The sequence below is a fragment of the Paenibacillus sp. Y916 genome (genome assembly GCF_056786435.1).
Map to the genome: position 1 here is coordinate 35,860 of NZ_JBXCJA010000013.1, position 22,554 is coordinate 58,413.

Here is a 22,554-nt window from a genome sequence, read left to right on the forward strand (position 1 = left end):
CCTTAGCTTAATAGTGATTAGAACTCTTGTTTTTTGAACAGGTGTAATCCAAGCACATAGAAGAACAGCGTGTAGATTCCCCCAACCGCCCATGGCTCCCAAGCGGCATAAGACACCTCACCATAAGCATTGAATAGATAATACATAGGTTGATGGTTATATATCCACGGTACCCATGTGAATCTACCTTGCAGGTTTCCCAGCACATAATACGGAAGTAAGTAGATGAGCAGGAACGCAATAACAAGATGCGAGCTCTTTCTCATTATGGATGCCAGACAGAAATATGTGGTTACACCAGTAATCATGATGGGTAACAGGTTAATTAATGTCGCTAAATAATCTATTAATGCATTCTCGTCATTCCTATCTAATAGGCTGGATCCTAGCAGAATGGAAATACCAACTAACACCAGAGAGAACACCATAAATCCAGCTAACGTTACGAGCAGTTTTGCGGTATAAATGGTTTGCCTGCTGTAGCCGTAAGCTAGTGTATTCTTAAGCACATTACGGTCTTCTCCCAATAGAATGACAGGAAATATGAAGAGTAAGACGAATACAAACCCCATCATGCCAAGGACGTTACTGTAAAGGAATCTTTCATTTGCATATGGGAAAATTGGGTCAATTTGATCGAATATCCCTAATATGATGGTGGCTGCAACCATGAGCAGAATGTATATCAATCCCGATAAATAATAACTTCTGGTACGTATCCAACGATACTGCTCACCTCTCAAGACATTAAGCATTTCGTTCACCTCCAAGTAGACTTAGATAGTACTCTTCCAAGTCCTCCCCCTTGATATTGAGCGAGATCACGGCAACATTGTGGTTATGGAGTACACGATTAATCTGATCTGTCATATCTATACCACCGAACAGCTGAATGTGATGATTGGGCAGAATTTGATATGGAATATCCGGAAAGTTTTTTTCCAAGATCGGTGCGACTTGCCTACTGTCCCTCACAACCAGTTCGATGGTTTTCCGAGTCTTATTAATCAGTTCCTCTGCCGTCAATTCTTGGATTATTCGTCCCTGATCAATAAAGATATACCGAGTCGCAATACTCTGCAGCTCAGACAACACATGGCTAGAAATGAGCATCGTCACATTTTTTTCGCGATTTAAACGTTGAAGGAGTTGGCGGATTTCAGCCTTTCCTTCCGGGTCTAAGCCGTTCGTTGGTTCATCCAGGATGAGAAACGTGGGATGTGTCATCAAGGCCAACGCCAACCCCAGCCGCTGCTTCATCCCCATGGAAAATGACTCGAATTTCTTCTTGCCCGTATCCATAAGATTCACTTCGCGCAGTGCCTGATCGATCGAGGATTTACCCGCTATACCCCGTTGTTGACGATAATACTCCAAGTTCTGTCGTGCCGTGAAGTCTTGGAAGAAAGCAGGTTCTTCAATGATTGCACCCATCTTCCGGCGTTCTTGTCTCACCTCGACCCTATCACTTTTTCCGTAAAAAGAGATCGTACCCTTAGTCTGAAAAACCTGTTCGGTAATACATTTGAATAAGGTAGTTTTGCCCGCTCCATTCTTGCCAATCACGGCACAAATGTCACCTGTAGCAATGTTCAAATGAACATCTTGAAGCGCATAAAAATCCCCATATGTTTTGCTTAGCGACTCAATTTCTAACATACAATTCATTATCGTTAAATCCCCCTTGCTCTTGTGATAAATTCATTGTATCGTGGTCCGTTTTAATTAGCCTTAAGCAAAACCTAAAGAAAACCTAAAGTAACTGAAACTAACCAATTTTAAAGCCGATCCCCCATATGGTCCGGATGTATTCCTCTTCGGTAAGAGTGGCTATCTTGGCACGTAGATTGCTGATGTGAACATTAATTGTATTGTCATCACCCAGATAAGTACCCTGCCAGATGTTCGAATAAATCTCGCTTTTCGAAAAAATCTTATCAGCCCTCGACAGGAGTAACGCCAGAATATCAAATTCATAATTGGTTAAGGTCAACAGTTGGCCTGCTAAGGTAACTTCATGCCTATCCCTATTCATGATCAATTCACGAACTTGCATGATCCCTTCGCTATTGTTCGTTGTATGTACATAGTGAAGACGTCTGAGTTGCGCCTCAACCCGGGCCAAGACCTCCTCTGGTTCAAATGGTTTGGTAATATAGTCATCTGCACCTAACCGCAGCAGCATAACTTTATCTTCAAGCGTACTTTTCGCAGAAATGACAATGATCGGTATCGTGAATTGTTTCCGAATCTCTGCAATCAACGTCTCCCCCGGTATTCCAGGCAGCATCAAATCTATCAGCACCAACTGGTACTCTTCCAGTGACAGTCTGAGTGAAGCTTCACTTCCAGAGAACGCAGGAACGGTGATAATCCCTACATCCGCGAGAATACGGCACAACAGAGTATTGATATCTGCATCATCTTCCACCACTAATACTTTTATATTTGAGTAATCCACTATTGTCTACCTCCAACTATTATCATTAAATATTCGTCATAAAACCTCATATATTCACACTATGTAAATTATCGAACTATACATCAGCAAGCACCCAATAATAATCATGGGTACATTTATCAACATAGGGAGCTAGAGGAGCAGTGTACCTACCTTTTATATCTATTTCTTTTCTTTAACCCATTCTTTATATTCTGGTAAAGTGTATTCGTCAGTTTTTACGACTGTCCAATGATTTTCCTTATGTTCTAAGAAGAGTTTTATTAAATAATCCCCTCCTGACTCATCGAAATCATCCCTCAAATATATAATACTACCATGAACAAGAATTACCATTTCGTTATCGTTGATAGTTTTTATTTTGATTTAAGGACTCAACCTCATCTTTCTCAATATTAATTCCTTGCTTACGGTCAATATTATCTTTTAGCTTTGGATACTTATCCCACAGAATATTTATATCCTTGTTAACTACGGCTTGTGTTCTATAGTACATATACTCTCTTGCAGGCTTCGAATATTTCACCCAATCTGATGGTTCTGGCTCTACAAAACCTTCCATATCTGCTTTTGTACTAATGTTTTCTGTTTGAGTTGTATTTTGTTGACACCCTATTAAAGATAACTCGTCAAGCTGGTTACGATTATGCTCGTGATAACATTCGTGTCAACGGATTGAGGGTAAAATAGTTTCGTAGATATCATTGAAATATTTATATCCCATGCATCATCCCTTTCGCCTCTTCCCAACTCACCGTATAGCCTTGACCCTTAGCACAAAAAATAGACGATGAAATATATTCTGCATCTCCATCCTTATTGTATCCGATCCTACTAATAACCTCTTCTTCGTTATGACAGACATCATATCCGGCAAAAGTTAAGCTCAGCGAGCCTTTCCCTTGAGTGAATGAGGACAACTTACTATTGTAATCCACAAATGTAGCCACAGGTACCGTACCCGTAAGTATCGTTTTATTGCCATCACTTTGTGGAGGATCGAAACTTCCATGCGCTTGCTGAATATCTGACAGGACACGACCCATTTGGTCCAATTCAACTTTTATTTTAAAATAATAATACGGCTCTAGAAGGCTATTGTCTGCTTGTTCCAGACCCTGTCTCAAGGCTCTATATGTTGCTTCCCTGAAATCACCACCCGATGTGTGCTTATTATGAGCCCTTCCCGTCAACAGAGTCACAACAACGTCCGTTAACGGTGATCCTGTTAGCAAACCATGATGTTCCCGTTCAAAGAGGTGATGCCGAATCAAATTCTGGTTACCGACAGACAAATCATCAGCATGGCACGTATTTTCGAACCGAATTCCACTGTTTCTCTCACCCGGTCGTAATTGGATATGCACCTCAGCATAATGGCCTAAGGGTTCAAAATGACCATAACCGACCACCTCTGAAGCAATCGTTTCCTTATATAGAATTTCCGGTTGCTCGAATTTAACATTTAAGTTAAACCGTTCCTTGACGATTTGCTGTAATACTTCAAGCTGAATTTTCCCCATTACATGAAGTTGGATTTCCTGTAAGCTTTCTTCCCAGATCACATTCAGAGAAGGATCTTCAGCATTCAACATTTTAAAATAGGGTAAAGCTTCTTTCACATGGACTGTAGGTTCAAAAATGATCTTAGATTTTAAAGTCGGTACCATTTCGTAGATCGTTCTTTCTTTCAAAGTACCTAGACCGTCACCAACAGTGGTCATAGATAAGCCAATAACGGCAAATAGCTCTCCCGCTTCAACCTGATCCACCGCTTTATACTCGCGTCCATTATACACACGGATTTGTGTGATTTTCTCAGTTACCATGTTCTCTGCATCACCATAATTTAGCGAATCTCTTACTTTTAGTGACCCACTTAATGCTTTGATATAAGTAATTCTTGCTCCATGATCATCATGACGAATACGATAGACACGACCAGCAAAGGCCCCCTCATTTGAATAATCGGTTACCGTGAGCAGATCCAACTTCTGTAGAAATTCATCTACACCCATTCCTTGAAGAGCAGAACCAGATGCATAAGGGAATATGTCGTGCTCTTGAATTAAGCGTTTCATCGTATTTAGCCATAGATCCTTACTGTAGCCATTCTCCATATAATGTTCCAGTAGAGCTTCATCGCGTTCTGCGATAAAATCAACTAGTTCCTCGCTCATTCCGCCATTTTCAAACAGAGAATCTGTTATATTACATATATATTTTGTGAAATTCGTCTGAATATCTTGCACTACTTGATGAACATCAGCACCTACCCGGTCCGTTTTATTAATAAAAAAGAAGCAAGGGATCTGATATTTATGCAGAAGCTCCCACACGATCTCGGTCTGGCTTTCGATTCCTTCCACCGCACTAATCAAGATGATCGCAATATCCATTGCCTGAATTGCCCGTTCCATCTCGGGTGAGAAATCAATATGTCCTGGTGTATCGATCAGATAATAATTAGAATCACCGTAGGTGAACATCCCCTGATCAGAGAACACCGTAATACCCCGTTGCTGCTCGATTTGATGGCTATCCAAAAATGAACTCTTATGATCTACTCGGCCACGCTGTTTAATACTCTTTGTACCATATAATAGTTGCTCCGAGAAGGTTGTCTTCCCGGCATCAACATGCGCTAGTATTCCAATAGTTTTGTTCATCGTTTCCGAAACTCTGATTCAGCGACCACTTTTACTTTCTCTCTAAATTTAACAACAACCTTATCACTAGCAAATATTAGGAACAGCTTCAAGAACCACTTCAATGGATTATTGGTTACGGTATATCTTAATTTTGTATTGTTAACATCTACGCGATGCAATTCATACAATCCAGTAATCTCAAATAAGTTCGCCAATGTAAATCCTACCTTTAATCTCTTATCGTTCAGAGTATTTGAATATTCTAGCGTATGGACATCGTACTCTTCAATGCGTTTGCCTTCTTTGTAATGTTGACGGTATACACTACCGACAAATTCTTCAGTAATCTTGACTGGTTTATTCTCCACAACTTGTGGCATGATCTTCTGCATCTGTTCTAACGAACCATTTAGATACGACCATACATGTTCTATTGGCGTATTTATCTCAATTTCCTTCGACCATTGCTTCAATATTATTACCCCTAACTTATTAATTCCTGTTTATCTATTCTACATTATCTATGTATACCTTCCAATCAATACCTAGATGACATATTTGGCTTCATATGTTACTCAGTCTCTGTGATTTTTTGTATTTCACCTGAGCGTCTATCAATATAGAGCCATGAAATTTCCTTAACTACATCCACTGGAGATAAGTATACGACCCAAAAATCCCTTTCCATGCTTATCCCACCTACGCTCCGTTGAAACGACTGACTAGCGATATATCTTTCAGCGATTTTCCTTGATTCTGCCCTTGATACTGTGAAGAAATCATATAGTAATACGGTGGTGATGATAATGGCTGTCACAAGCAAAATACCGCCAATGATTTTCTTCATAATTTTACCTCACGAATTTATTCTGGTTAGTTAGTATATACGTCTATATCGAGTTCCTGACCCATTTGAATCTACATTCAATTCACTTAATAACCTCTAATTCATTATTCATATCGTCTATTTGAAATAACATTTCATCCTTCAGTTCTTAAATCGCATGATACAAGTTTACTTGTCGAACGAGGGTTAGCGTGTATTTCGTTGCTTGATCTGTGCCAACTTTTTTTCGAAGCCATTCTCCATCTCCAGGTATTCGTTCCGAGCTTCCAATTCCTTGATCCGCAGCTTAAGACGTTCATGCTCATCTAGTTCCTCTACAGGCTTTTTGCGACCGCGATTGTCCTTGAGAGCATCCTCACTGCCTGCTTGATATTTCCTAACCCATGTGTACACTTGCTGATAGGATACATCGTACTTTACGATCGCTTTCTGATAATCCAAATCATTAGCGATGGTATATTGTGCAATTTCAATACGTTCTTCAAAAGCTGTTTTACGTCCTTTATTCATATGAGATAGTCCTTTTCCTTTACGAGTAGGTTTTAATTCTATCTCACTAGTATACTTGGAAATCCATTTCCTTAGGACACTTATACTTGAAATATGGTACTTTTTTGTTACCGCTGATAAGGAGTAATGACCAGACAATACCTCTTTAATAGCAGCAAGCTTCACTTCCTTTGAGTATGTTTTCCATGTCTTTGATTCCTTTAGTCCTTCCAAACCATCTGCCTTATATTTTCTTATCCAATCCGTGACGTTCCCTTGCTTACCCCGAGCTGTTTTGCTTCAGTTTGGATTTGACTTATGCCCAAGACACCGCTGAACGGCGTGTAATTTTGCTTCTAGAGAAGTAGGACTTCTTTTAGACATTAGAAAAACTCCCATCATTGTAGTAGTAGAGGTTTTGTTTTTTTCTACTGTCTACTATGATGGGAGCATATCAACCCTCTAGGTCTGCTATTTTTAGTGAATCAGTCTCTTTTTAGAAAATTAGCTGTCTCATCAGAAGATTAATCTACTTTTGGGACATCCCCTCAAGTGTTACGAATCTAATTTTTTGAGAACAATAGAAGCGTTTACGTTTTCTTGTGTGCCACCTATCACAGACGCAAGGCCAACTGCTGCAGCGGAAGAATGATTTCGAAGGGTAAGAACATCGTTGGCTACTATTGCGATTATAGCCTGACCATTGTTTTGCTGAGTGCCTGCACCTGAACCGTAGATAGTTCCGGCAACCGGCAAACCATTTAAATATAGTGCGAATTGGTTGGGTTCTGTACCTGACACTGAGAAAGTAACCTCGTAGTCTCCCGGAGTGATAACTAGAATTTGAGTGGTTCCGGGGGTATGTGTAATTCCTGGAGTCATTATTCCATTTGTATCAAAAATGACATCAGCCTCTACAGCTACCGTTTGAGGAGTTAGGTTGTAAATGTACCCGTATTCGGCTAGCCCAGCAGTGGCGCCTGTTGCTCCTGTAGCTCCCGTTGTGCCTGTGTCGCCCGTTCCTCCCGTTGCTCCTCTTGCTCCTGCGTCGCCCGTTGCGCCTGTTGCACCTGTTGCTCCTGCGTCGCCCGTTCCGCCAGTAGCTCCTGTTGCTCCTGTTGCTCCTGCGTCGCCCGTTCCGCCAGTAGCTCCTATTGCTCCCGTTGCTCCCGTTGCTCCTGCGTCGCCCGTTCCGCCAGTAGCTCCTGTTGCTCCTGTTGCTCCCGTTGCTCCTGTGTCGCCCGTTCCGCCAGTAGCTCCTATTGCTCCCGTTGCTCCTGCGTCGCCCGTTCCGCCAGTAGCTCCTGTTGCACCTGTTGCTCCTGCGTCGCCCGTTCCGCCAGTAGCTCCTGTTGCTCCCGTTGCTCCTGTGTCGCCCGTTCCGCCAGTAGCTCCTGTTGCTCCTGTTGCTCCTGTTGCTCCTGCGTCGCCCGTATCGCCTGTTGCACCTGTTGCTCCCGTTGCTCCTGAGTCGCCCGTTGCGCCAGTAGCTCCTGTTGCTCCCGTTGCTCCTGAGTCGCCCGTTCCGCCAGTAGCTCCTGTAGCTCCCGTTGCGCCTGCGTCGCCCGTATCGCCTGTTGCTCCTGTTGCTCCTGTTGCTCCTGTTGCTCCCGTTGCGCCTGTGTCGCCCGTTGCACCTGTTGCTCCTGTTGCTCCTGCGTCGCCCGTATCGCCTGTCGCACCTGTTGCACCTGTTGCTCCTGTATCTCCTGTATCTCCTGTTGCACCTGTTGCTCCTGCGTCGCCCGTATCGCCTGTTGCACCTGTTGCTCCTGTTGCTCCTGTTGCTCCTGTGTCGCCCGTATCGCCTGTTGCACCTGTTGCTCCTGCGTCGCCCGTTCCGCCAGTAGCTCCTGTAGCTCCCGTTGCGCCTGCGTCGCCCGTATCGCCTGTTGCTCCTGTTGCTCCTGTAGCTCCCGTTGCGCCTGTGTCGCCCGTTGCACCTGTTGCTCCTGTTGCTCCTGCGTCGCCCGTTCCGCCAGTAGCTCCTGTTGCTCCCGTTGCGCCTGTTGCTCCTGCGTCGCCAGTTCCGCCAGTAGCTCCTGTTGCTCCTGTTGCTCCCGTTGCACCTGTTGCTCCTGTTGCTCCTGTTACCCCTGTTGCGCCCGTTATGCCCGTTGTGCCTGTTACGCCTGTTGCTCCCGTTGCTCCCGTTGCGCCTGTTGCGCCCGTTATGCCCGTTGTGCCTGTTATGCCTGTTGCTCCCGTTATGCCCGTTGCGCCTGTTGCGCCTGTTGCGCCCGTTGTACCAGTAGCCCCTGGGACTCCTACTCCAGTAACTCCAGTAGCCCCAATTGGTCCTTGTTGTCCTTGTTGTCCTTGTGATCCTTGTGATCCTCGTTGTCCTTGTGGCCCATGTGGTCCTCGTGGTCCTCGTGGTCCTCGTGGTCCTCGTGCTTTTCGTGATGATGTGACATTGACGACTATTACTTTTTGTTTTGTAAAGCACTTACAACTTTTTTTCTTACACTTAGAACATGGTTTTGGGTCTTTTATTTCACATTGACAATTCCTGTGATCACAATGAGAACAACGTTTTTTATTATGGAGTATACTTCGTTTCTTTGAGAATTTTAATTTATTCACTTTCACCTTCCTCATGAATCATTCCTCCTCTTTTGCCTTGTACATAATATGAACAAAATTAAAGGTCGGAACGGCATGTGCACAAGGGTTTTCAGCATTTGTCCACATATATATTTGTGCTCTCCTGGACAATAACGAAAAAACTGATTGCCTGAGCAACCAGTTTCATTTTTCTCTTTTTTAATGTTACGAGCTTTTTTGATTTTCATGGAGTTCAATATGTTCGTTGTTCATTTAATCCTTAAGTGTCTTCGTCACTTTTATATTCTAAATATCTCTAGGCTGACATTCTAAAGCCTTACAAATCGCCTCTAAGGTTGATAATCGAATAGCTTTTTCCTTGCCATTTTTTAACATGGAAATATTAGCCATCGTTATTCCAACCCTCTCCGAAAGTTCTGTAACGCTCATTTTCCTTTTAGCTAGCATCACGTCAATATTGATTATAATCGCCATGTTATTCACCTCAGACTATTAAGTCATTTTCTGTTTTTATATCGATGGCTTCTTGCAAAAGCCGTTGAAGAACAGCAGCGAAGACTGCAATTACTATAGAAGCAAAAATAATTGTAAATCCAATGATGGCTATTCCAGCATGCAAAGCATTTTGCGATATAAGAAATACACTGCCTATCACAAATAACACACTAATCACAATTGCACAGTATTTAATAGACGTCAACGACTTTACAGATAGTTCTGAGAAAGCACTGTTTTTATTAATATAGTTTAAAATATTTAATGCTTGATACAAAGCAAAGAAAAACGGGATCGCCGTTATGTACAATCCGGATAAGATGGGATATTGCAAATAAGCAAACTCTGGAAATTTCTCTGCCGCGTCATTTGCTTGCCAAGGTAACCAAAATATACACAATGAAAGTATCGTTATCCCGATAATACAAATAACTACTTTTAAAAATGTTATTGTTCCTCGTTTCATCAAAAGCACCTCACTAATTCAGTGTATTATGATTGTTTTATATATCCCTTTTCATAACGTACTAATCCGTAGTTCATAGAAATACTGCACAATTGGATGCTTTAACTTCATCTTCTCGCTCATGTTCAAAATCCGCCTTTTTCCAATTCGTCTGTCCACCAATGCTAGAATATTCAATAAGATATCATTGCTCTCTATGCTTTCCTCTATAGGAATGGATAAAAACTCCTATGTAAAGAAATTAGTGTAACGAGTCTTTAGGATATCCCTGAGTCTCTACGTCAATTTTGTATTCTAAAATATCTCCAGGCTGACATTCTAAAGCTTTACAAATCGCCTCTAAAGTTGATATTCGAATTGCTTTTGCCTTTCCATTTTTCAATATAGAAATATTAGCCATCGTTATTCCAACCCGCTCCGAAAGTTCTGTAACGCTCATTTTCCTTTTAGCTAGCATCACATCAATATTGATTACAATCGCCATGTTTATCACCTCAGACTATCAAGTCATTTTCTGATTTTATTTCGATGGCTTCTTGTAAAAGCCGTTGAAGAACTACCGCAAAGACAGTAACCACCATGGGAGCAAAAATCATGACCATTCCGACTAATATGAGACCCGGTGCGTCATCTATCTCCGCCATGATATAGACGAATGGTAGGGTCACAACATACAAGCCACTGATTGTGATGGCACAGTTTTTGATTTTCTTTAGAGCACTTACAGATAACTCCGAGAAAGCTTGGTTCTTGTCAATATAGCTTAAAAGGTTAAACGATTGATACAACGCGAAGTAAAATGGGATCACTGAAACATACATAACCATTAAAATGTCCTACACCACAAAAGCTAGATCAAAGCCTCTTTCTGCTGCTTCATGTGCTTCATTCGCTATCTGGGGCAACAAAAATAGACATAAAGCAAGAACCGGTATGCCGATAAAAATAACAGCTACCTTTAAAAAGAGTGTTGAACTTCGTTTCTTAAAAAGCACCTCATTTATTTTAAATTGACTTTAACATAAAATTTATCGTTTAACAATAAATTATTATTGAATTATATCAAAAGAGTTATTCAATATGGCCAAGATTTTATATATATATTGACAAGATATTAGCTAGTTTTGCGTAATACAATAGAGATAGCATCCATCGTGAATTTACCTAAACGGCTAATAACCTATTTCGGGGCAATGTGATCACGAATTTTCGGATTACTTGTATCCACAAGGGTTGTTACAATCAATCCTCCAACTTGTTTGCTCATTGTAGCCGCATGATAAGCAAGCATATCTCCAATACTGCTCCTAATAAAGCAATCGTTTTACCGTCTTGTTTGATTTCCTGTTCGATCAACTCCGTAAGTATTTCAATCCATATATCCTTTTTTTGTAACATTCGTGCATAGGATTTCAATAATCTACCACTTCCACCTGTACCATCAATTAAAATAACTTTGATTTTTGGATCTCGAACGTACATACGATCCAGATGGACATGATAATCGTTCCAATAGCACAGAAATAGTTCACCTTATTGTCGTTAAACTAAATATCACGTTAGTTGAGAAAAGGCTGCCGTGCAGCAGCCCTCCTGGCACTAAACTATTGTTCCTCGTTAGTTTAAAGGATGTTTTGCAATCATACCTGGTACTGATGTGCTTCCGAAATGTTGTATTTCTCTGGCTAGGCTACCAAATATTTTTTTAAGGTTACTTGCCTCATGTTCATAGAAATTTGGCCACAGATCATTATATTCTGTAACCGTGATGGCTTCATCAATTCCCATAATAATTACCCCCGCTAAATAAATAGACATTAGAAAATAATATCACATTGGAGTGGACTTAAGTATTGTTTTTATAAGCTATGCTGCCAGTTACTTCAATAAAAAAAGAGGAGTTGCTGATATCTTATTATAAGTAATATATATACTGAATCTTATACCAAAACTTTATAGTTTAAGTGCTGATACTCTTTATATCAATTAAGCTCTGTTAGATAATAATATTGGTATATGGATATGCTTAAAGGAGGGATGTAATTTTCCCTCCTTTTATATTCGCAATTGAAAACGATTGAGAATCAAAATTATCTCTACAACTTGGAATTTATCAATTTGACTTTCATAATAGCATTTAAAGGCATATTACATTATCAATTGTTTTTTACTTTGTATTATGCTCATTTTGTTCGCTCTACAGAATACAGAAAAAATTCCATATCTATATTCCTAAAATTCTTAGTATCTTTATCAATAATATTCATACCGTTTCGAACAGCAACTTTTTGAGAGGCTATATTTGTGTCCCTAATAATAGAATAAACCCTATTTGCATTAAGAACTGAGAAAGCGTATTCCTTGCAAGCAATTGCCGCTTCTGTTGCGTAACCTTTGTGCCAATACGCTTTTTGAAACAAAAATCCTATTTCCAAAATTTCTTTTTCTCTCCAGCCTTGCATTGTCAAGCCACATTGACCAATCATTTCGTTTGTTTCTTTTAATACAACAGCCCAAAGTCCAAAACCATACTCTTCATATCTTTTAAGATGTCTGTTAAGCCAATTTTGTGCTTCTTCTAAGTTGAATGCACTTTCATAAGCAGCACGCATTACTTCCTCATCACACAATATTCCGCACAATGCATCATAATCGGACTGCACCATTTCTCTAATTATAAGACGTTTTGTTTCTATCAAAAATCTCCCAACTTTCTATTATATCAATAACCTTTCAAAAATTCCTTTCTTCTCGTTGTTCTATGAGTAAAAATGACCTGGCAGGAATAATTATTGCTTCATAATAGTCAACACCGTCTATTACAAGACCAGATTCCAGTAATGGAATTAATATTTTTCCAGAACCAACCATTGCTTCAAGAATGCGTCCCTTTGTATGTTTTAACTGATCTCGATAATACTCTACATCCCCACCAAAAGAATCACCAATTTTCTTTGTGTGGTCATATACCTCTGTACATAATGCACCATATTTACTGAAAGACATATAGTTATTTCCCCTCCATATTTGGTATCTTAGAAAGGGACTTTAGAAAATAATTATCCCTTCCGCACCTCTAAATTCGTTCTACGGAAAAACAAATTAAATATTTTCATTTTAATCACTCTCTTTCTTATAGGATGCTTAATTATGGCATAATCTGCAATATTTGAACAAGAGAATTATTAATTTTAATTGAGCAATCCTGCCTGTTAGTTAAACCTCGATGCACAAAAAAACATCCTGCATATTCATATTTACAGGATGCTTTTTATATATTATTTGGTTATACCCACTTTTTTTATATTACGTTCTTTCTTTCCATACAACAGGTAATATAAAAAAAGTGTTGCTAATACAATTATTCCGAGCATGACATACAAACCACTATATCCTGTAGCTGGAATTATTAATCCGAGAATAGAGGGGCCCAATCCGTTTCCTAGATCATAAAATATAAAGAAAGTCGCAGTTGCTAAGCCAACTCGGTGGGGTTCAGCTACACGGATTGCTATAGCTTGAGATATAGAAGAAATATTACCGAATCCCAGAGCAACTAATGCGCCAGCCAATAACAATGTAGCACTGCTAGAAACTGAACTTAACACGAGCATTCCTACCCCATAACTAATAAGAGCCGGATATATGATTATATTTGCTCCTTTTTTGTCCATCATTCGTCCTGTAAAAGGTCGTGAGATCAAGACAAAAACAGTATATATCATGAAGAAGAAACTTGCTGCGTCTAATAGTCCTAGTTCCAAAGCATAAACATTCAAATATGAAACTATGCTAGAAAAAGAAAAAGCCATTATAAACATAATAATTCCTATCGGTATCACTTTAGGCTCAATAAAGTCAGAGATTTTTAATCCCTTTTCTTTTTTCATATCAGTATTCTTAGGTGCAGAAAATTTCACAAAACATGCGATGATTAAATTTATAATTCCAATGAACAGAGAGAGAGAAAAAATCATATTAAAATTTCCGTTTTGACTCATATTCAAACCAATAAATGGACCAATACCGGTGGCTAGTGCAGTACTAATGGCAAAATAACTAATCCCTTCACCTTTTCGCGAATTAGGAATACTAAGTACTACAACTGTACTTACAACAGTAGTTACTATACCCACTGTGATACCGTTTAGAAACCTACTTAATATGAGAAAAACAATATTAAAATGAACAAAGTAAAGTAAAGTTGTTAAAATAAAGAAAAATAACCAGATCATCAAGATTTTCTTGGTTTGTACAAGACGTCCTGTAAATAAACGCCCTAATAAAGAACCGATAATAAAAATACCTGTAATGATACCCGCTTGGCCGGGAGATGCGTTAAATTCATTAATTGCATATAGCGTAATCGTCGCGTTTAATAAAAAGAAAATTAATATCATAAAGAAATTGATTAACGAAAGAATAATAAAGTTTTTCGTCCATAGCTTAGTATTCATCTGGTTCATAGTTATTCTCCTGCCTGTCTTATTGATTCGGGAAATTATAGTATAGATTCTTAATCTCATAAATAAATTGAGACCCTTAAAGGGTCTCAATTTACTTGCACACAATCTCCATATCGACTCATATTTCTTCCATTAAAAAGTGTACGTTTCTCCGTCTTCGGGAACTAATAACCTGGAGGAAAACCCTTTTTCTTCTCCAAAGCGTTTTAGTTCTTTTCTAGATAATGTCCAGTGGTTTACTGCTTCCATATGGACAGAGATAATTTTGGCATTGGGAGCCGCCTTATGCACCTTATAAACATCTTCTTTGCCCATAATAAGTGAGCCCATATCATGCCAAATATTATCTCCAGCGTTCACAACGATAATCTCAGGATTGTGGGAATCGATTTCTTTTTGGACACCGTCATACCATACTGTATCTCCAGCTATATATAATGTCTTCTCGTCGGCATGTTTGAAGACAACACCACACACCTGACCCATAATTTTTAGTAAATCTTCCCCTCTACCATGCTCGCCTTGTGTTTTAATTAATTGAATACCTTCAAAAAGCGTATCTTCACTAAGTATTTCTACTTGCTGAAAACCGTCGTTTTCAACTTGTTTAGCATCCTGTTCGTTTTGTACATAAACTTTAATACCTTTGGGAAGCACTTCTTTTGCTATATCATCATAGTGATCTAGATGCGAATGAGTCAGTATCACTGCATCGACATCCTTGATGATCTCGTGAACGGACATTGGCAATTCAATTATAGGATTTCTCATATCCTCTCTGATTCCAGCCAAAAATGGAGGATACAAACCTTTGTCCGCGAGAAGTGGATCGACTAAGAATTTTTTACCTGCATAATGGACAATGATTGTCGCATTTCGGATTTGTTGAATGTACATATTTAAAAGAATTCTCCTTTTGTTTTTGTATTTTGTTTCTTAACAAGGTTAAGCTTATACTATATGCTACGTTCAATTACACAGATTAAATAAAGTGTATTGACCTTTTCACTTTATTTTTTAAAGGAGATGCGTTGGATTTGGATCAAACAGATAAACGAATTATTGAAGAGCTGAGTCAAAATAGCCGAATTACAATGAAAGAATTAGGGGGAAGAGTTCACCTAACTGGACCTGCAGCAGCAACCCGAGTGGAGAAACTAGAGGATACTGGAGTTATAGAGGGATTTAGTCTTAAGGTTAATCATACAAAATTAGGATGTTTTACGTATGCATTTCTCAATATCTATATCGAAAGTACACACCATCAACCATATCTCTCATTTATTCAAGAAAAAAAGGATCACATCCTTAATAATTATAAAATAAGCGGTGATGCTTGCTATCTGCTAGAATGCAGGTTTCCAAGTAATGAAGCGTTAAACCAATTTTTATTAGAGTTAAACAATTACGCTAACTACAAATTATCCATTGTGATTGATAAAACCTTGTAAGCAAGAACGTGCAAAGAAACCTGTCTTTCTGAGAAGCGAATCTGTATATTTAGCATCTGGAATTGATCAGTATCTAAAAAACGATTTTAGAACAAAGTTTCTACTATAAAACAACTTGCCTATTAGCTTAAAGAAAAAGAAGCCAGTCTATTGATCGGCTTCTTTCTTGTTCTTATTGAACTAAAGTGTTCCGTTAGTTCAATCGGGTATTTTACTCTAGCCTATTAGAAACGCAGATTGCCCCCGATCAAAACTTTGGTCATTGGATCGAAAAACATTGTTATCGGTCCCAGTAGACCGTCCATTTCAGTGTTAAATTGAACAGATATTACAACATCTAACTTTCTGCCTTCTATCCAGTTGCCAACGTTTTTTCCAGACTCTAGGGTCACTTTGGCTTTCTCTTTCGGCGTGGTTAAAGTGCTTCGTTCCTTTTCTGAGATTTTGGTCCAAGCTAGATTCCTAAATTCATCTTCATTTTTAAGTTTGTCATAATGGAAGACATAATAGTACCAACCGTCGCCCAGATTCTTATATTCCTTCACATAGCTGAATTTCGAAGGATCGCCTTTGGCCATCTCCGGTAGGCTGAGGTAGGTAATGCCTTGTTGATACAAGTTGTCTTTGGCGTCAATTAAAAAATCAATACTTTTACTTGGATCATCATTTAAGGATGATATCCTTTTCACAATACCTTCTTGGAACAACGTTTGAGCGAATTGTTGAATATCAGGGTCTTGGATTTTCTCGATGGCATATTCTTGTTGAAGTATGACCGGCCGAGTCTGGAATACTCTTTCATTCTCTAACAGATAACTGCCTAGAATATCAAAGTCTTCACGACGGTTTTGAAAATATTTAATAACCTCAGTCTCTGGAAGCTTCAACACTTCGCTAACGTTCAAGGGAATAATGAAATCACTTGCCACGACATGCTCCGTGCCTTTGCTTTTCAAGCCAGCACATCCGCATACCGCCAATGCGAAACAAATAAGAATTGAAATGAATTTCACCGGCCCAAGATTCATATTACCTCCCTCCAATTGAACAAATTTTCCTTTTTCTTGTAAATCGTTCTTAATTATGTTAGACGTATTTAGTAGCGACGAAGTTTCGCTGTTATGCACGTTATAATAGATGGCAATCGGTTGATTTAGTCCTTCTAATTTTTGTATCCGTTAAGCTAAACTGCCCGTTAGCTTAATTCCAAAATCCGTCGGGTAGACCGAGGGGCAATAGCTCCAATGCTTGAATATGTAGTTATCCGATGGATTCCCTCCTATGAAACATTAATCTCTCTTTTCATTAATTTCTTAAATGCAGAGTAATCTTGACCGGATTTAATAAAGCCTAGTATTTTTTCGGCACATTCTGTTGGACTCAACTCTTCAGTATTTACTTTAAGGTCATATTCATTAAAGGAATATATTTGGTCGTATTGGGAATTCGCTAGTCCAATCTGTCGATCTCCTCTGATTTTCTCTCTTCTTGTGAGTTCTTCTTTCGAGCATAATACGCCTACAAACAGTGTTGGATGATCGAACAATAGATCAAGGTAATCATTTAACCGCTTGTCATTGTCGATTACGGTATCGACGATTACATTTAAACCCATTTCTGAAAACAACTTAATTGTTGCATAATAAACTGAGCCTATGGGATCAAAAAGTATTTTTCCAACATCATCTACTTCTCTTGTAGGTTCAATATCCGGAAAATTATTATCAATAAAATCATCGTAATTACCAAAAAAAGCATCTACGGATAAATGATGAAAAGGAATCTCTTTCTGATTTTTCAGTTCCATAGAAATACTAGTCTTTCCGGAACTTGAAGTTCCGTTCAAGAACACAATAAGTCCTTGCTTCACACGAATCACCCTCACATATAAGATTTGCGTATCATTCAGACAACATTATATTCATAAAGTTTATTAAATTATCCAACTGATAAAATATTCGAGAAACTATTAAAATATCCTGCCCGTTAGCTTAACGCCAGCGACAAGTTCGCCCTTAATAAAATGTAAAAATGCTCGATCATACTCTAATTGGTACCTTGCCATTTTATCAGTATCCTTTTTACCTCTATAAAATGACCCCTGAATGGATGCGCTTCTGCTTATATACTCATCTACTAATCCATTTGTAATTGCATCATTTCCCATTTTGAGAATTGTTTCACCCAAAAGCTTAAAGAGAAGCTTATGCAAACCCTCGTTTTTCGGATCGCTTTTGATTTTTTGATCTAACAACACATAATGTTCTTTATCGAATAATGGGTGATTCTGAAATCCATTTAGTCATAGAACCATTTATACGTAAATTTCAAAATTTCGAAGCCTCGTTTAATTATTGATTATCAGAATTACAGCATCTAAAGCTATCCGCGAGTTGACTGAACAATCCTGCCCGTTAGTCTGACTCCGACCACCACGGTGCATCACAGAATGTCGCACCCTATATGGGTAGCACTCATGGGAGATTAATCCTACTCTGGTTATTGCACCAGCCTTGCCTTTTTGTTTGTTGTATATGATGTTCTTTATGCTTAAAATATCTAACAATCTCTATATGATTACTCAAGAGGCTCAGCCTTTTTTTAAAAGTGTTATTCTGGGTCTACTTTATTATGCTCTTTTTCAGGGTTTGAGCTAATTTAATTTTCATGGGAGCTGAACAGGCTGCCGATGATCTCGCCAGCCTGTTGTCATGGTGCTATCGTTCTCGTTAGCATTACTGATTTTAATAACCAAAATCATTCAAATAATTGGTAATTACACTTTTATCTTCATGCCACCACAACATTTTATTCTCCTTAATTTTTTCAAATCCAAGTTTTGTAGCTAACTGTATGGATGCTTTATTACCTGTATCACATCCCCAATTTGGTACTATATTATGTTCTAGACAATGATTAATAAATGCGTTGCACGTTAATTTTGCTAATCCAATATTTCTATATCCATCGTTAGTAAATATGGCAATCTCAGCTCTGCTATTTCCAACAAAACCAGAAATACATAAACTAACAATTTGATTGTCTACAAGCACACAATAACCAAACCCATTCAACAGGAACTCCTCTTTCGATCCCCAATGTGGATGTTGATTTATTTCAAATAAACTGCTTCCCAAAGGTTGAACTATGAACTCGTTTGGAACATTACCTACAAGGCTATTAGAACCCTTAAACTTTGATTCATTAAATATAAAAGAAGAATGAGATAAAGTAACGGTCAGACCACCTAAAAGAAGCTCAAGCAACTCAATCCACTCATCAGAAGAGGTAAATAGATCATAATAAGTGGAATGGTTATTTTTATCACTTAAAAATATTGTAATATCCTTATTGAAAATATTGTCATTAGTATCTCCAACGACAATATACTTTCCACTACGGCTTGCAATCAAACAGCATGTAGGTTCTATTTTGTGGTTAACAAATATCCTTCCAGACTGAATATTCTCAATTACAGCATAAGCATATACCGCCTTGTAATGAACAGTTCTCATTAGTGGAAGTACGATATAATATTCATCATTTCTTAACTCAATCATTGATAATCCCCCCTCATATTTAGACGTTATATTAACTTATCTTGATCTGCTCGTAATATGATATATCTTAATTCTACATTCAAGTCGGATTTTACTTTTATTTTGCAAATCAAACATCCCCTTAAGATTACAATGTACCTTGCCTTGAATACTTGCATACCGAACTCTACTAATCAACAGCTATCTCAATCCTTTCATTAATATGCTTTCATATAATGCATACCTTCTATTAAAAGATACTCAGGCTCCACAGTGCTATCAAATAACAAGGCTTGGATATCCATTTGTTGGTCCACATCACGATAAGAATCACCAGTCAACGCATGGCCTAATTCCCCATATATGTAAGAGCAAGCTTATAGAAGGCATCCTTCTCACCAATCTTGCTACATTCATTCCTTCACCTCTCTCCCCTATAAGAGTAATGATCATGGTAAAAAGTTCATTTCCCCTACAATAACTTATTTCAACATGGAAAAAAGGCATAATTCTTATGAATTACACCTCCATTATTCCAGTACACTTCATTTTCTCAGACTCAACCTTTTATTATAAAATTACGTACTTTCATCCATTTTCCTGAAATAAATTCATCAATCGTTCCCGTTTTCGGTCTAACACAGAATCGATGTTGTGTTCCTCTATCAAATCCCACCGCTTCAAAAATTAAGCCGTCACCTAGTTGTTCCTTATAAAACACCTGCTTCAATCCCAGCCTATTCATCATTTCAAGCTTTACATTCTCAATATACGTGCGTGAATACGTTCTAGACATTTGTGTTCCTCCTATTAATGCTAGTGAAATTATAGAGAAAATCCTGCAACACAATATATGTGGATTTGATTTTCTCATTATTCAATCCCCCAATATATCCTTATAACGCACTCCACATGTGTCGTATGGTCAACGTCAACATTGTATCTTCATCAGCCTTAAGTATATCAGATAATCTCTGTTCACATCTAACGGCTCAATAGTTATATTCATCTACATATTTATCATCTCATGGATTTTTTGCAAGGTATTAAGGTGCATTGATTTATCTTCGGGCGACTCAGCGAATTTATACCACTCCACAAGCCTGTATCCGAACATAGTAAGGATTAGTTCATAGATACAATGATCGGAAAAATGGGACACATCCGCATATTCCGAAAAACCCCTGTAATACGCCGGAATGCATTTTTGGTAGTATTCAATCATATGACAGACGTCCACTTCATTTTCATCCGCTAATAAACTCGCGATATCCTCGCCCATGTACCCCCATCCGGTGGTATCCCAATCGATAACAACGATTTCACTGTCTGAATAGAATATGTTTGCCACCCAAAAATCTCTGTGGCAAAGCACTATGGGTAGCTTTTCAATGCGACTGAATATTTCGTCCGCATTGTTATCTATGTCTATGAGCATTTTACACAGATGCTTCGGAATTTCGCAGTCATCGGAGCGTATGTAATCATACAAAACATTCCATGATCGATACCGAAGATAGTAGTTTTTCATAAACTCAACCTTGCTTAAATTGGGCAGATTCTGCAATACGTTTGGTCGTTCAGTGTACAACTTGCCTTGAAATTTCCCTAATTCTTCGGCTATACGTTCATACATTTCCGAGGTCAGATTTAAGCCTGAGACACCATCAATATATTCCATCCATAGTTGAATCTCATCGCCATTTATTTCGGCGTGATAACACTCCGGAGAACGGAAGGAATCGGTGAAAACCTCTTTAAAATCCGATGAATAGAGGTCATATTCCCTTCGCCATGATTCCGGATCACCATAACGCTCAAATTTTTTCTGTGTTTTCCAAACTATTTTATACGGCAGATTTTCACCATCGGAAGTTTCAGCCATACCTGTTACAAGCAGAACATCTCCTACTGTCCCGCCTTGCAATTCTTTGAGTTGATAATCTGCGCGGATTATCGTCTTGTCGAGCATTTTACTCAAAACAAGCGCCAGTATTTCGGGCTTCAAAAATCTTTCATCATGGTTATTCATATCTTGTTTCCTCCTTTTTTACCCTTATGTCGCATGGCAATCGACTTATGCAATGCCCGTTTATCGATGAGATACCCCGATTTATCATTCACAAACTTGTTTTCTCGCTTCTGTACAAGGTAACGCTCCCAATGCTCTGACGCCAATGATCCATCGGCAAGGGCGGCAAGAACTGCGCAGCCCGGCTCGGTCTGATGGCGGCAGTCATTGTAGCGACACTGTGTGAATAATTCCTCCACGTCGTGAAATCCCGCCCTGATTCCTTCGTCCGCATCAAACAGCCCAAGTTCACGCATACCCGGAGTATCAATAACCATCGCGCCGGATGCGAGCATGAAAAGCTGGCGATGCGTTGTTGTGTGCCGACCCCGGCTGTCGGCCTCGCGGATAGCCTGAACAGTCATCACTTCCTGATTCATCAAGGCGTTTAGCAGCGAGGATTTCCCCACGCCGGACATGCCGAGGAATACCACGGTTTTTCCTGGTTGCAGATATTCACTCAACCTGTCTAAACCACTCCCGGTGTGACTGGAAACTGCGTGTACCGGCACATTAGGATCGGTTTTCTGAACCTCAGCTAACGGTGCGCTGAAATCCGGGACTAAGTCAGCTTTTGTTAAAATTACGACAGGCTGGCCGCCGCTCTGCCGCGTCTGTGTCAGGTAGCGCATGATGCGGCTGACCTTGAAATCCCAGTTTAGGGACGACACGATAAATACGTAATCAAAATTCGTTGCTACGACTTGCTCCAGTATAGTTTTGACAAACCCTGCTGCGTGTCCTGAATAGTCAGCGCGGGAAAATTTCGAGCGGCGGGGCAGCAATTTGGCAATGCGCGAAGCGCCGTTTTCGTTATATTGTAGAAATACAAAATCACCAACGCACGGAAAATCCTCCCGAGTCCCCGCAGAGTGGTAGAACGCGCCCTTCAATACAGCCGTCACTTCTCCTTGTTCGGTGATGACGGTATATTGCTCTCGCTGAAGTTCCGTAACCCTTCCGGGTATTAAACCTATCGGCGGCGTTTCTGCTTCGATATAACCGTATTGTTTCAAATCAATCATTGAACCGATCCACTCCTAAAATTAA

The 22,554-nt window shown here is 39.3% G+C and carries 24 protein-coding genes and 4 pseudogenes; 1 reads left to right on the plus strand and 27 read right to left on the minus strand.

All coding sequences use genetic code 11. The features are described 5' to 3' along the window. Positions 1-17 precede the first annotated feature (17 nt). The 20 genes and pseudogenes from AC1TO9_RS20605 to AC1TO9_RS20700 all read right to left on the minus strand — a co-directional run bounded on the left by AC1TO9_RS20605 (position 18) and on the right by AC1TO9_RS20700 (position 15,340). Positions 18-755, minus strand: coding sequence for a hypothetical protein (locus AC1TO9_RS20605; RefSeq protein WP_482060360.1), 738 nt, complete (start codon positions 753-755; stop codon positions 18-20). Beyond that, complete coding sequence (locus tag AC1TO9_RS20610; protein ID WP_482060361.1) at positions 748-1,659, minus strand: ABC transporter ATP-binding protein; 912 nt, start codon at positions 1,657-1,659, stop codon at positions 748-750. The genes AC1TO9_RS20605 and AC1TO9_RS20610 overlap by 8 nt, the downstream gene beginning before the upstream one ends. A gap of 109 nt (positions 1,660-1,768) precedes the next feature. Then, positions 1,769-2,461, minus strand: a complete 693-nt coding sequence (locus AC1TO9_RS20615; protein WP_482060362.1) for a response regulator transcription factor — start codon at positions 2,459-2,461, stop codon at positions 1,769-1,771. A gap of 340 nt (positions 2,462-2,801) precedes the next feature. After that, entirely contained in the window at positions 2,802-3,023 is a 222-nt protein-coding gene (locus tag AC1TO9_RS20620; protein WP_482057351.1) for a hypothetical protein, read from the minus strand. A 151-nt stretch (positions 3,024-3,174) separates the two neighbouring features. Beyond that, complete coding sequence (locus tag AC1TO9_RS20625) at positions 3,175-5,130, minus strand: GTP-binding protein (RefSeq protein WP_482060363.1); 1,956 nt, start codon at positions 5,128-5,130, stop codon at positions 3,175-3,177. Continuing rightward, complete coding sequence (locus tag AC1TO9_RS20630) at positions 5,127-5,585, minus strand: SRPBCC family protein (RefSeq protein ID WP_482060364.1); 459 nt, start codon at positions 5,583-5,585, stop codon at positions 5,127-5,129. Before AC1TO9_RS20630 ends, AC1TO9_RS20625 begins: the two co-directional genes overlap by 4 nt. 98 nt (positions 5,586-5,683) lie before the next feature. Beyond that, positions 5,684-5,959, minus strand: a complete 276-nt coding sequence (locus AC1TO9_RS20635; protein ID WP_482060365.1) for a hypothetical protein — start codon at positions 5,957-5,959, stop codon at positions 5,684-5,686. A 186-nt stretch (positions 5,960-6,145) separates the two neighbouring features. Next, positions 6,146-6,682, minus strand: a complete 537-nt coding sequence (locus AC1TO9_RS20640) for a helix-turn-helix domain-containing protein (RefSeq protein WP_482060366.1) — start codon at positions 6,680-6,682, stop codon at positions 6,146-6,148. A gap of 321 nt (positions 6,683-7,003) precedes the next feature. Continuing rightward, positions 7,004-9,049 carry a collagen-like protein gene (locus tag AC1TO9_RS20645; protein ID WP_482060367.1) on the minus strand — a complete coding sequence of 682 codons (2,046 nt, stop codon included), beginning with the start codon at positions 9,047-9,049 and terminating at the stop codon, positions 7,004-7,006. 226 nt (positions 9,050-9,275) lie between these two features. Beyond that, positions 9,276-9,490: pseudogene (locus AC1TO9_RS20650) on the minus strand (helix-turn-helix domain-containing protein). 10 nt (positions 9,491-9,500) lie between these two features. Beyond that, positions 9,501-9,977 (minus strand): DUF2975 domain-containing protein, encoded by a 477-nt coding sequence (locus AC1TO9_RS20655; protein ID WP_482060368.1) that lies wholly within the window; start codon positions 9,975-9,977, stop codon positions 9,501-9,503. A 51-nt stretch (positions 9,978-10,028) separates the two neighbouring features. Beyond that, positions 10,029-10,205, minus strand: a pseudogene (locus AC1TO9_RS20660) (SF0329 family protein); the annotation flags it as partial. A 13-nt stretch (positions 10,206-10,218) separates the two neighbouring features. Beyond that, a complete protein-coding gene (locus AC1TO9_RS20665) occupies positions 10,219-10,461 on the minus strand; it encodes a helix-turn-helix domain-containing protein (RefSeq protein WP_482060369.1) in 243 nt (80 codons plus the stop codon). 10 nt (positions 10,462-10,471) lie between these two features. Then, a pseudogene (locus tag AC1TO9_RS20670) lies at positions 10,472-10,972 on the minus strand (DUF2975 domain-containing protein). A gap of 268 nt (positions 10,973-11,240) precedes the next feature. After that, the gene (locus tag AC1TO9_RS20675; protein WP_482060370.1) at positions 11,241-11,459 is read right to left on the minus strand and encodes a hypothetical protein; all 219 of its coding nucleotides are present in this window, start codon (positions 11,457-11,459) and stop codon (positions 11,241-11,243) included. Positions 11,460-11,594: 135 nt separating this feature from the next. Beyond that, positions 11,595-11,765, minus strand: a complete 171-nt coding sequence (locus AC1TO9_RS20680; RefSeq protein ID WP_482060371.1) for a GrpB family protein — start codon at positions 11,763-11,765, stop codon at positions 11,595-11,597. A 395-nt stretch (positions 11,766-12,160) separates the two neighbouring features. Then, complete coding sequence (locus tag AC1TO9_RS20685) at positions 12,161-12,676, minus strand: GNAT family N-acetyltransferase (RefSeq protein WP_082596080.1); 516 nt, start codon at positions 12,674-12,676, stop codon at positions 12,161-12,163. A 46-nt stretch (positions 12,677-12,722) separates the two neighbouring features. Further along, positions 12,723-12,983, minus strand: a pseudogene (locus AC1TO9_RS20690) (class I SAM-dependent methyltransferase); the annotation flags it as partial. A 272-nt stretch (positions 12,984-13,255) separates the two neighbouring features. Then, positions 13,256-14,443 carry an MFS transporter gene (locus AC1TO9_RS20695; RefSeq protein ID WP_482060372.1) on the minus strand — a complete coding sequence of 396 codons (1,188 nt, stop codon included), beginning with the start codon at positions 14,441-14,443 and terminating at the stop codon, positions 13,256-13,258. Between the two features lie 132 nt (positions 14,444-14,575). Continuing rightward, the gene (locus AC1TO9_RS20700; protein ID WP_482060373.1) at positions 14,576-15,340 is read right to left on the minus strand and encodes an MBL fold metallo-hydrolase; all 765 of its coding nucleotides are present in this window, start codon (positions 15,338-15,340) and stop codon (positions 14,576-14,578) included. 140 nt (positions 15,341-15,480) lie between these two features. Here AC1TO9_RS20700 and AC1TO9_RS20705 point away from each other — a divergent pair, with 140 nt between their 5' ends. Continuing rightward, positions 15,481-15,894 (plus strand): Lrp/AsnC family transcriptional regulator, encoded by a 414-nt coding sequence (locus tag AC1TO9_RS20705; RefSeq protein WP_482057362.1) that lies wholly within the window; start codon positions 15,481-15,483, stop codon positions 15,892-15,894. Between the two features lie 224 nt (positions 15,895-16,118). Here the strand turns inward: AC1TO9_RS20705 and AC1TO9_RS20710 are convergent, their stop codons facing one another. The 7 genes from AC1TO9_RS20710 to rsgA form a co-directional block, all read right to left on the minus strand. Further along, positions 16,119-16,922 carry a hypothetical protein gene (locus tag AC1TO9_RS20710; protein ID WP_482060374.1) on the minus strand — a complete coding sequence of 268 codons (804 nt, stop codon included), beginning with the start codon at positions 16,920-16,922 and terminating at the stop codon, positions 16,119-16,121. A 251-nt stretch (positions 16,923-17,173) separates the two neighbouring features. Next, positions 17,174-17,764, minus strand: a complete 591-nt coding sequence (locus tag AC1TO9_RS20715) for a chloramphenicol phosphotransferase CPT family protein (protein ID WP_482060375.1) — start codon at positions 17,762-17,764, stop codon at positions 17,174-17,176. Positions 17,765-17,863: 99 nt separating this feature from the next. Continuing rightward, positions 17,864-18,151, minus strand: coding sequence for a hypothetical protein (locus AC1TO9_RS20720; protein ID WP_482057365.1), 288 nt, complete (start codon positions 18,149-18,151; stop codon positions 17,864-17,866). A gap of 487 nt (positions 18,152-18,638) precedes the next feature. After that, positions 18,639-19,454 carry a GNAT family N-acetyltransferase gene (locus tag AC1TO9_RS20725; RefSeq protein ID WP_482060376.1) on the minus strand — a complete coding sequence of 272 codons (816 nt, stop codon included), beginning with the start codon at positions 19,452-19,454 and terminating at the stop codon, positions 18,639-18,641. Positions 19,455-19,992: 538 nt separating this feature from the next. Continuing rightward, a complete protein-coding gene (locus tag AC1TO9_RS20730) occupies positions 19,993-20,229 on the minus strand; it encodes a hypothetical protein (RefSeq protein ID WP_482057369.1) in 237 nt (78 codons plus the stop codon). 213 nt (positions 20,230-20,442) lie between these two features. Further along, entirely contained in the window at positions 20,443-21,465 is a 1,023-nt protein-coding gene (locus tag AC1TO9_RS20735) for an aminoglycoside phosphotransferase family protein (RefSeq protein WP_482060377.1), read from the minus strand. Further along, entirely contained in the window at positions 21,462-22,529 is a 1,068-nt protein-coding gene (rsgA, locus tag AC1TO9_RS20740; RefSeq protein WP_482060378.1) for a ribosome small subunit-dependent GTPase A, read from the minus strand. The genes AC1TO9_RS20735 and rsgA overlap by 4 nt, the downstream gene beginning before the upstream one ends. Between the last annotated feature and the right edge of the window lie 25 nt (positions 22,530-22,554).